Below are 10,969 nucleotides of genomic sequence, written 5' to 3' on the forward strand. Positions count from 1 at the left end.
CTCTATCCTTAAAGTGCTTCTGTATCAGTTTCACCAGTACGAATACGCACGGCTTGCTGAAGGTCATAAACAAAAATCTTTCCGTCACCAATTTTTCCGGTATGTGCAGCTTTTGTAATCGCCTCAATAATATTGTCTACATGCTCTGCTTGAACTGCTATTTCAAGTTTTACTTTAGGTAGAAAGTCGACTTGATACTCTGCACCTCGATACAATTCAGTATGTCCCTTCTGACGTCCGAACCCTTTCACTTCCGATACTGTCATTCCATCGACGCCTGCTTCTGCAAGAGCCTCACGAACATCGTCTAATTTAAATGGCTTTATAATGGCATTGATTATTTTCATGCTTCAGTCCTTGAATTATTTGTAACTTATAATTAACAATCCAATTCGTGTGCCAACTTTAAAAACATAAAAAATTCAATGCGTTAATTAATCTTCTTCAAAAAAACGAAAAAAGGCTGCACTAAATAAGTGCAGCCTTTCCCTAGTATTGAGCAATAAATGACTCAGATCAGAAGCGTCGAATAAACGCCTCCCAACTTTGGAGCATGGTTTCAAAATCTTCTAATCCGCATACAGAAATACATTCATCGTCATACATATGAATATCTTCTTCAAATTCTTCTTCTGAATTTTCAAATAAAGCATTTTCTTGGACGATAACTTCTTGATCGGTCAGAATTAGAGTCATTACCTGACCTGAGCGTTTCCATTCGTCTTGAGTATTTTTTACTGCTGCTATTTGCTGATACAGCTCCGCCAATAGTTCGGTATCTTTTGCGACATCTTCTACCAACCAACGTCCCATGGCTTCATGCCCCATAGAAAAGTTCGCATGATAAGTGCCATCGAGTGTATTTTTCTTAAATTCGTAATCCATCGGAAACCCTTACGATAATTGACGTTAGCTCACACGTTTTTAACCAAAGACAATGCTGAGCTATTTTCCTCCAGTATAATCCTATCCCTAGTATTTTTATAGTTAAGCCCTTATTCCATGATGAAAGAGATCCAACCATGCAACTAACCACCGTGATCGCAAAGCAAATCGTTGAGCGCTCAATGAAAATCATCAAGCATTCTGTCAATGTGATGGATGAATATGGCGTCATTATTGGATCTGGCGATCCATCTCGCCTTAATTGCCGTCATGAGGGGGCTATCTTAGCCATTAATGAAAATCGCATTGTCGAGATTGATCACGCAACCGCCCAGCAATTACGAGGGGTAAAAGCTGGGATCAACTTGCCTATTATTTTCCAAAATCACATCATTGGTGTGGTTGGTATTTCAGGCCACCCAATAGATATTCAACAATACGGTGAATTAGTAAAAATGACCGCTGAGCTAATCATAGAGCAAGCGGCATTAATGACAGAGATACAGTGGTCGAAACGACATAAGGAAGAGTTGGTTTTACAGCTAATTCAACCTTCAGAGCTCAATACTCAACAGCTGTATTCAATTGCTGAACGCTTAGAGCTCGATCTTCATCAACCTCGGATCGCTACCATCATTAAGGTTGATTCATTTAACGGAGAGAACCTGTCTCTTACTCACCTACAAAAGCTCGTTCATTTACTTGAATACCCTGAACGCGATAATTTGGTGGCGATCAGTTCAGTGACATTAAATGAAGTTGTGGTGTTAAAACCAATAACACTGACGGGTACAGGGTGGAATCGATCTCACGAAGAAAAACGTATTCGCCAACTTTTCCAACGAATATCCCATGATGAGAAATTCACGATAAAAATAGCACTTGGTGATTACTTTCCTGATTTAGAAGGTCTTGCACAATCTTATATGACGGCAAAGGCCACCATGAATACCGCAGACTCCAAAAGCCGTATTCTTTTTTACCAAGATAATATCTTGCCTGTTTTAATCGATGGCTTACGACCTGATGCATGGCGATCGGAACAATTAGCGCTTCCGATTCAAAAGCTGATGGCCAGTGATACAAAACATATTTTAATTAAAACACTACGTGCCTTTTTTAATCATAATTGTGATTCAGCTCAAACCTGTAATGCGCTTCATATACATCGTAATACTCTCCGCTATCGACTAGACAAGATACAACAAGAAACCAACTTAAATATCAATAAGATAAACGATCGTACTTATTTATATTTAGCAATACTATCAAGCAACAAGTAAATGTGAATTTGTGCAGCGGCACAATCAAAGCTACACCCCGGCGATAAAATTTGTTCATTCGTCTAAAGCTTATTTCTACTCTTAAAGATAGATTACTGGCATCTTAATTATTAAATGGAACATTAATATGATCGAAGTATCAACTTTAGGTGCACTCGCCGCCTTGACCGTTGCAATTACACTCATTTTGAAAAAAGTACCGCCGGCTTATGGCATGATCATTGGTGCTTTAATCGGTGGTATTGTTGGTGGCGTATCACTTACCGATACCGTGAACTTAATGATAGGTGGTGCACAAGGTATCGTTACTGCTGTGCTTCGTATTCTAGCTGCTGGTGTTCTTGCTGGTGTTCTAATCGAATCAGGCGCGGCAACCTCTATTGCAGAAACCATTGTAAAGAAAGTCGGTGAAACTCGTGCTTTATTTGCTTTAGCCGTCGCGACAATGATCTTAACCGCCGTTGGGGTTTTTGTGGATGTTGCTGTTATCACCGTAGCTCCTATTGCACTTGCCATTGCTCGTCGTGCTGACCTTTCAAAAATGGCGATTCTATTAGCTATGGTTGGTGGCGGTAAAGCGGGTAACGTTATGTCTCCGAATCCAAACGCCATTGCAGCTGCTGATGCCTTTAATGTTCCTTTAACTTCAGTAATGGCAGCAGGTGTGATCCCTGGCTTATTCGGCCTAGTCTTTGCCTATTTCATCGCTAAGAAATTAGTCAATAAAGGCAGTAAAGTTCAAGAGCACGAAGTCGTGGCAGTTGATCACTCTCGTTTACCAAGTTTCGTTACTTCAATCGTCGCTCCTCTTGTTGCTATTAGCCTTCTTGCGTTACGCCCTATCGCAGGGATTAACGTTGACCCACTCATCGCACTTCCACTTGGTGGTTTATTAGGTGCTGTTGCTATGGGACGTTTTAGAGACACCAATCACTTTGCAGTATCAGGTCTTTCTCGTATGGCTCCAGTGGCGGTAATGCTACTTGGTACAGGTACTCTTGCAGGAATTATTGCGAACTCCGGACTTAAATCAGGCTTAATTGAAGTATTAACCGCATCAGGTCTTCCTTCTTATTTATTAGCGCCTATTTCAGGTGCAATGATGTCACTCGCAACGGCATCAACGACCGCAGGTACAGCAGTTGCAGCCAGTGTCTTTAGTCATACTATTTTAGAGCTTGGTGTTCCCGCTCTTGCTGGTGCTGCAATGATCCACGCAGGTGCGACAGTATTAGATCACATGCCACACGGCAGCTTCTTTCATGCAACGGGTGGCGCAGTTCACATGGACATGAAAGAACGTTTAAAACTTATCCCATATGAATCAGCGGTTGGTCTTATGATCGCAACTGTTTCAACTCTCATCTTTGGTGTCTTCGGTTTATTTGTTTAATAAGGCTTTATTATGAAAATTGTTATTGCTCCTGATTCTTACAAAGAAAGTTTAACAGCGATGGAAGTCGCTACGGCAATTGAAGCTGGATTTAAACAGGTATTACCTAACGCTGAATATATTAAATTACCGATGGCCGATGGCGGTGAAGGGACAGTTCAATCTCTAATTGACGCTACTGGTGGGTCTATAATTGAACATACGGTTACCGCTCCTCTTGGTGAGAAAATAACTGGATTCTATGGATTACTTGGGGATGGCCAAACCGCAATTATAGAAATGGCTGCGGCATCAGGCTTACACCTTGTTGAACCCAATTTCCGCAACCCTTTACACACTACAACCTATGGTACTGGCGAGTTAATTAAAGCGGCTCTCGATAAAGGTGTAAAACATATTATTGTCGGAATTGGTGGCAGTGCGACTAATGATGGCGGCATTGGCATGGCTCAAGCGCTTGGTATTAAGTTGCTGGATAAAGATGGTAATGATCTTGCTTTTGGTGGCGGTTCATTAGCACAGCTTGCAACGATCGATACTTCAAATAAAGATCCTCGTCTTGATGATATTACGCTTGAAGTCGCGTGCGATGTTGATAACCCATTATGTGGCCCCAAAGGTGCATCTTTCGTGTTTGGCCCACAGAAAGGGGCAACACCTGAAATGGTCAAAACATTAGATTCAAACCTAAGCCATTACGCTGATGTGATGAAATCACAATTGAATAAAGACGTAAAAGATACAGAAGGCGCAGGTGCTGCAGGTGGTCTTGGTGCGGCGTTACTTGGTTTATTTGATGCGACGCTTCGACCTGGTATCGAAATTGTAATGGACGCGGTTAATTTAAGTAATGTGTTATCTAAGGCAGATTTAGTGATTACAGGTGAAGGCCGAATTGATAGTCAAACCATCCATGGTAAAACGCCTATTGGTGTAGCAAGAACTGCGAAAAAGTTTGATTTACCCGTTATTGGCATTGCTGGTTGTCTATCTGATGATTGCGCTGTTGTTCATGAATATGGCATTGATGCGGTATTTAGTGTCGTTCCTCGCTCTGTATCTTTAGAAATAGCACTAAAAGAAGCCTCGATCAATGTTGAAAATACAGCAAGAAATGTCGCTGCAATTTATTCGATGCATATTAAAAAATAGCGTATTTTTTTATTGAGTACGTTATTAATATAAAGTTATACGCAATAAAAAAGCAGCCGATTTGGCTGCTTTTTTCATTTATAAACAAAGATTAAGCGGGTTCTTGGAAAATAACTGTATCTGCTTTATCTGTATACTGACCCATTTTATGGAAGTTCAGGTAACGGTATGTATCAGCAGCTGTTGCATTTATCTTCTCTGCGTACTCTAAGTACTCTTCTTTTGTTGGAATGCGGCCAAGAATCGCACCAACAGCAGAAAGCTCAGCAGAAGCCAGATAAACGTTCGCACCTGTACCCAAACGGTTCGGGAAGTTACGAGTAGAGGTAGACATTACTGTCGACTTGTCAGCAACACGGGCTTGGTTACCCATACATAGTGAACAGCCAGGAGTTTCGATACGTACCCCAGCGCGACCGAAGATGCCGTAGTAGCCTTCTTCTGTCAGTTGGTCTTTATCCATCTTCGTTGGCGGAGCAACCCATAGACGAGTATTTAGTGAGCCGTTAAACTCCTCTAACATCTTACCTGCAGCACGGAAGTGACCAATGTTCGTCATACATGAACCGATAAACACTTCTTGAATCTCAGTGCCTTGAACATCAGATAGAAGACGAGCATCATCTGGATCGTTTGGCGCACATAGGATTGGTTGGTCGATATCAGCAAGATCAATCTCGATAATATGAGCATATTCAGCATCTGAGTCAGCAGCTAACAACTCAGGGTTCGCTAACCACTCTTCCATTGCAATTATGCGACGTTCAATCGTACGAACATCACCGTAACCTTCGGCAATCATCCATTTAAGCATGACGATATTCGAGTTTAAGTACTCAGAGATAGACTCTTGAGAAAGCTTCACTGTACAACCAGCTGCCGAACGTTCAGCCGATGCATCTGAAAGCTCAAATGCTTGCTCTACTGATAGGTGGTCAACACCTTCAATTTCTAGTACACGACCAGAGAATTCATTGATCTTACCGGCTTTTTCAACGGTCAGTAGGCCTTGCTTGATACCGTAAAGAGGAATTGCATGTACCAGGTCACGTAGCGTGATACCTGGTTGCATTTCACCTTTAAAGCGAACCAAGATTGATTCAGGCATATCAAGAGGCATAACACCTGTTGCTGCAGCAAATGCTACTAAGCCAGAACCAGCAGGGAATGAAATACCTAGAGGGAAACGTGTATGTGAATCGCCACCAGTACCTACAGTATCAGGCAATAACATGCGGTTTAGCCATGAGTGGATAACACCATCACCCGGACGCAGTGAAACACCCGCACGGTTCATGATGAAATCAGGTAGCGTATGGTGAGTGTTTACATCAACTGGTTTTGGGTATGCCGATGTGTGACAGAAAGACTGCATTACAAGATCAGCAGAGAAACCAAGACATGCTAGATCTTTAAGCTCATCACGAGTCATAGGACCGGTCGTATCTTGAGAACCTACCGTTGTCATTTTAGGTTCGCAGTACTGACCAGCACGCACACCTTCAACGCCACACGCTTTACCAACCATCTTCTGAGCTAGCGTGTAGCCTTTATCAGATTCAGATGGATCGATTGGTTTAGCAAATAGATCCGTCTCAGCTAGGCCTAGAGCATCACGAGCACGGCCTGTTAAGCCACGACCAATAATCAGTGGAATACGACCACCAGCACGAACTTCATCTAAAAGTACTTTGCCCAACTCAAAACTTGAGATCTCAGCACCGTCTTTACGAACAACACCTTCATAAGGGTAGATATCAATCACATCACCCATGTTCATATCTTGTACGTTCAACTCAATTGGTAGTGCACCTGAATCTTCCATAGTGTTGTAGAAGATTGGTGCAATTTTACCACCAAGACAAACACCGCCAGTACGCTTGTTTGGTACGAATGGGATATCTTCGCCCATGAACCAAAGCACTGAGTTTGTTGCCGATTTACGTGAAGAACCAGTACCAACAACATCACCAACGTAAGCCAGTGGAATGCCATCTTTCTGCATTTCTTCAATTTGATTGATTGGACCAACGCTACCTTGCTCATCAGGAGTGATACCATCACGCTCCATCTTCAGCATCGCTTTTGCGTGTACTGGAATATCAGGTCGTGACCACGCATCTGGCGCAGGAGATAAGTCATCGGTGTTGGTTTCACCAGTAACTTTAAATACTTTAACGGTGATCTTTTCTGCTACTTTGTTTTTCGCTGTAAACCATTCAGCATCAGCCCAAGATTGAAGTACTTGTTGTGCAAATACATTTCCAGCTTTCACTTTCTCTTCTACATCGTAGAACGCATCGAACATAAGTAGAGTATGAGACAGTGCTTTTACAGCGATAGGAGCAAGCTCTGTATCATCTAGTAGAGAAACTAGAGATTCAATGTTGTAACCACCTTGCATAGTACCAAGCAGTTCAGTCGCTTTTGCTTTGCTAACTAATGGGGACTCCACTTCACCCTTTGTAATTGCTGTTAAAAAACCAGCTTTAACATAAGCGGCTTCATCAACACCAGGGGGAATGCGATTTTCTAGTAAATCAAGAATGACCTCTTCTTCACCTTGTGGCGGATTTTTTACTAGTTCAACTAATGCTGCTACCTGTTCAGCATTTAATGGTCTTGGGACCACACCTTCAGAAGCACGTTCTTCGACGTGTTTACGATAAGCTTCAAGCACGACTTAATTCCTCACTTTCTGGTCTACTCTTAATGAGTAAACATCCTTGGAAACGATTCAGTTTATATCCATTAACTTTTTAATTCTGTTATAAATCTCAATAAAACAAGAGAATATGTATCGGTATAGACTAAAATGTGGCCAGATGATATCAAATTTAACTTAAAATTAAAATCTCACCACATCAAACAACATACGACTTATAGCGCAATTTTAAACATTATAATGTTGCACCAATGCTTAAATATACTGATTCATGATTTTGCTCTGTACGACCATAAGCTAAAATAATTGGTCCTAATGGCGAGTCTATTCCTGCGAAAATAGAACCTGAGGTATAAATAGGTGCGTCATCAAAATGCTCATCATTCCATAGCCCTCCATTTTCGACTGAAGCCCCTAAATATATAGGGGATTGAAATAATCCAAAATCGTTATCCATTAAACGATATCGATATACAAGACTAGCAAACGCCAAGTTTTGCCCTGTTAAGCTGTCTTTTGGTGTGCCTGATAAGCGTAAAAATCCGCCGAGAGATTTGGGTTCTAACTGTAAATCTCCATTCTTATTTTCGACAACACCATATTCAAAATTACCGACGAAAGTATGACGAGAATAAGTCCAAGCAGCTCTGGTATTCACAGAAAACTCTATAACTGAATCTTTAGTTCCATCAATATCAATAACGCTGTCATCTACATTATCATGAGAATAAAGGTACTCTGAACGAACATAGAAACCTTTAGTTGGAAAGGTATAGTTATCTAATGTATCAAGGCGATACTGAGCAAAAACACCTTCTCGCGTGTAACTTGCATCGATACTTGAGATGCTACTAAAAGCGACGTCACCTTTAGTGTATCGCCCACCAATTCTAAAATCACTCCATAAACGACCTTGTAGCCCAAATGCAGCTTCAAAAACTAAGTCACTGTATTCCAATGGAAAATCATTATCAATTGAGCTTAATTCATTACCTGATAAAGAGAATTTTTTCTGCTCTACACTATAAGTAGACTTAAATGATGTAAATAATAGTTGGTTAATTAAAAATGGGGTGTATAGCTCTGCAGAGATTAATTTATCTGTTCCCAACTCAAAGTTAGTTCTTAATTCTGAACGGTTATCTCTAAAGCCAGTTAACTCAATATCAGTAAAATTAATCGACATCCCTAATGAATATTTACTCTGATTATCAAAGTCATCTTCTAATGCAAATCGAAAATCTAAATAATTTGGTCCCCAACTCTTTTCCTTCACTTCAACAACTAGATCATGAGTTCCAGCTTCATTCTCTTCATAGTAATAATCGACCCTCTCAAATCTATCTATCACATATAAATCTCTTACATGTTCCTCAAGCTCACTCGCGCTATACGCTTTGTTTTCTTTTAAATTTAATCGATCACGCAGCATCTTCCCTGTATATAAGCTGTTGTTTTTAATTACAATTTCATTAACTTGAATAGTTTCACCACGAACAAGTTGTTCTGTTTTATGTGTTTTCTCATCTAAATATGATTTATAAGCACTTTTAGACAAGACTAACTTATCTAATGCTTTATGCTTCTCATAAGCGATATCGTAGCCTTTTTCATAGGCAAACGACATTTTATCAAACTCAGCGGTTTCCATTTTACCAACATGAGGTGAGAGCAAAATATCTTGTTCTTCTAATAATTTCTCTTGCTGAAGAGTACTGTTTTTTACAATGTAATTTGTTAATTGTCCCATTACAGATAGATAACTAGAGATATCTTTTGCTTCTAAGTAATCAGAACCGATATCTACCGCAATGATAATATCTGCTCCCATCTCCCTTGCTATATCAACAGGCATATTATTTACACTACCACCATCAACTAACAAGCGTCCTTCATATTCAACGGGTGGAAGGGCTCCAGGAACCGACATACTTGCCATCATTGCTTCAGCTAAATTGCCATGATCTAATATAACAGGCTCTAGCTTTTCTATATCGGTGGCAACGGCTCTGAATGGGATAGGAAGATCATCAAATGACTCTAAATAAGGAACATTTCCTGAGGTTGTTCTCAGAATTTTGGCCATATTCTGGCCTTGAACAAATCCTTTTGGTGCTTTTAGTTCTGTGAATGAGAAGCCGATATCAGTTCCTATTTGATAACGATCTTCATATTCTTTATCTCTAATTTGTCTTTCACTTCGTTCAACTTTATCTACAAATCCACTATTCCAATCAATAGAATCAATAAATACTTCGATTTCATCCGCACTTAGCCCTGACGCATACAAGCCTCCAATATAAGCTCCCATACTAGTGCCTGTAATATAATCAATTGGAATATTCATTTCTTCTAATGCTTTAAGTACACCAATATGGGCAGCACCTTTTGCACCGCCTCCCGCCAATACAAGACCGATTTTAGGGCGAGCTTCAGCAGCCAGCGATGCTGACGAAAATAGATATAGAGCAATAGAAGAAAATAAGAGAGGTTTGAAATGCATGATGTCATCCTTGAAATAGCAATATTAAAAGAATACAGGATGAAAGGTGATAGAGAAAGATAAGTAGCTGAGTTTTGTTTTAATTGATTATGTTAATGAATAATTTTATACCAGTGTAAAAAAGCCTAGCCAACTGAATTATCACTTCGCAGTGTCTATTCTGCATCATTTTACCTTTAGACAGACGTAAAAAAGCCCTAATCTTTCGATTAGGGCTTTCTTGGTATAGTGGCGGAGTGGACGGGACTTTCTATTAACCTTAAAAACGACACGTCCCCCGGTGTGACAGGCCGCTAAGCTCTCCAATAAAAAGTCTAACCAACTGAACTACCACTCCGAAGTGTCTATTCTGCATCGCTTTACTTTTAGACAGACGTAAAAAAGCCCTAATCTTCCGATTAGGGCTTTCTTGATATAGTGACGGAGTGGACGGGACTTTCTATTAACCTTGAAAGCGACACGTCCCTCGGCGTGACAGGCCGCTAAGCTCTCCAATAGAAAGTCTAACCAACTGAACTGCCACTTCGCAGTGTCTATTCTGCATCATTTTACTTTTATACAGACGTAAAAAAGCCCTAATCTTTCGATTAGGGCTTTTTCAAATAGTGGCGGAGTGGACGGGACTCGAACCCGCGACCCCCGGCGTGACAGGCCGGTATTCTAACCAACTGAACTACCACTCCGCAGTGTCTATTCAGCATAATGCTATTACTTAAATAAAACATATTATGTTTTATTCTGTTTTTATCTTTAAAAAGATAAAAACTAATTTAAAGCCTGGCGATGTCCTACTCTCACATGGGGAAACCCCACACTACCATCGGCGCTATTACGTTTCACTTCTGAGTTCGGCATGGGATCAGGTGGGTCCATAACGCTATGGTCGCCAAGCAAATTCTTTCTATCTACCTCAATAAGAGATAAATAATAATCTGGAAAGCTGTGTATGYGTTCTTAATCACATTCAATACGTTTCTTGCAACTTCAAATCCGTTCAAAACCCCTTGGGTGTTGTATGGTTAAGCCTCACGGGCAATTAGTACAGGTTAGCTCAATGCCTCGCAGCACTTACACACCCTGCCTATCAA

The 10,969-nt window shown here is 40.6% G+C and carries 7 protein-coding genes, 1 tRNA gene and 1 rRNA gene; 3 read left to right on the plus strand and 6 right to left on the minus strand.

The genetic code is table 11. The features are described from left to right. Positions 1 to 8 precede the first annotated feature (8 nt). Complete coding sequence (locus ED622_RS17295) at positions 9 to 347, minus strand: P-II family nitrogen regulator (protein ID WP_045101235.1); 339 nt, start codon at positions 345 to 347, stop codon at positions 9 to 11. A gap of 169 nt (positions 348 to 516) precedes the next feature. Beyond that, entirely contained in the window at positions 517 to 885 is a 369-nt protein-coding gene (locus ED622_RS17300) for a YacL family protein (protein ID WP_045101234.1), read from the minus strand. A gap of 137 nt (positions 886 to 1,022) precedes the next feature. Between ED622_RS17300 and ED622_RS17305 the strand changes: the two genes are divergently transcribed. From ED622_RS17305 to ED622_RS17315, 3 genes are all read left to right on the plus strand, one after another. After that, positions 1,023 to 2,168 carry a sugar diacid recognition domain-containing protein gene (locus ED622_RS17305; protein ID WP_122036229.1) on the plus strand — a complete coding sequence of 382 codons (1,146 nt, stop codon included), beginning with the start codon at positions 1,023 to 1,025 and terminating at the stop codon, positions 2,166 to 2,168. A gap of 127 nt (positions 2,169 to 2,295) precedes the next feature. Then, positions 2,296 to 3,561: a GntP family permease gene (locus tag ED622_RS17310; RefSeq protein WP_045101232.1), complete on the plus strand. Its 1,266-nt coding sequence runs from the start codon at positions 2,296 to 2,298 to the stop codon at positions 3,559 to 3,561. A gap of 12 nt (positions 3,562 to 3,573) precedes the next feature. Beyond that, positions 3,574 to 4,713 (plus strand): glycerate kinase, encoded by a 1,140-nt coding sequence (locus ED622_RS17315; RefSeq protein ID WP_122036231.1) that lies wholly within the window; start codon positions 3,574 to 3,576, stop codon positions 4,711 to 4,713. A 91-nt stretch (positions 4,714 to 4,804) separates the two neighbouring features. Here ED622_RS17315 and acnB read toward each other — a convergent pair whose 3' ends face one another. The 4 genes from acnB to rrf form a co-directional block, all read right to left on the minus strand. Next, on the minus strand, positions 4,805 to 7,393 hold the full coding sequence (gene acnB / locus ED622_RS17320) for a bifunctional aconitate hydratase 2/2-methylisocitrate dehydratase (RefSeq protein ID WP_122036234.1): 2,589 nt from the start codon (positions 7,391 to 7,393) through the stop codon (positions 4,805 to 4,807). Positions 7,394 to 7,613: 220 nt separating this feature from the next. Next, positions 7,614 to 9,881 carry a patatin-like phospholipase family protein gene (locus ED622_RS17325; RefSeq protein WP_122036236.1) on the minus strand — a complete coding sequence of 756 codons (2,268 nt, stop codon included), beginning with the start codon at positions 9,879 to 9,881 and terminating at the stop codon, positions 7,614 to 7,616. 606 nt (positions 9,882 to 10,487) lie between these two features. Continuing rightward, a tRNA-Asp gene (locus tag ED622_RS17330) sits at positions 10,488 to 10,564 on the minus strand. A 92-nt stretch (positions 10,565 to 10,656) separates the two neighbouring features. After that, a 5S ribosomal RNA gene (rrf, locus tag ED622_RS17335) occupies positions 10,657 to 10,772 on the minus strand. Positions 10,773 to 10,969 lie beyond the last annotated feature (197 nt).

The sequence above is a fragment of the Aliivibrio sp. EL58 genome (genome assembly GCF_900312675.1).
Classification (GTDB): Bacteria; Pseudomonadota; Gammaproteobacteria; order Enterobacterales; family Vibrionaceae; genus Aliivibrio.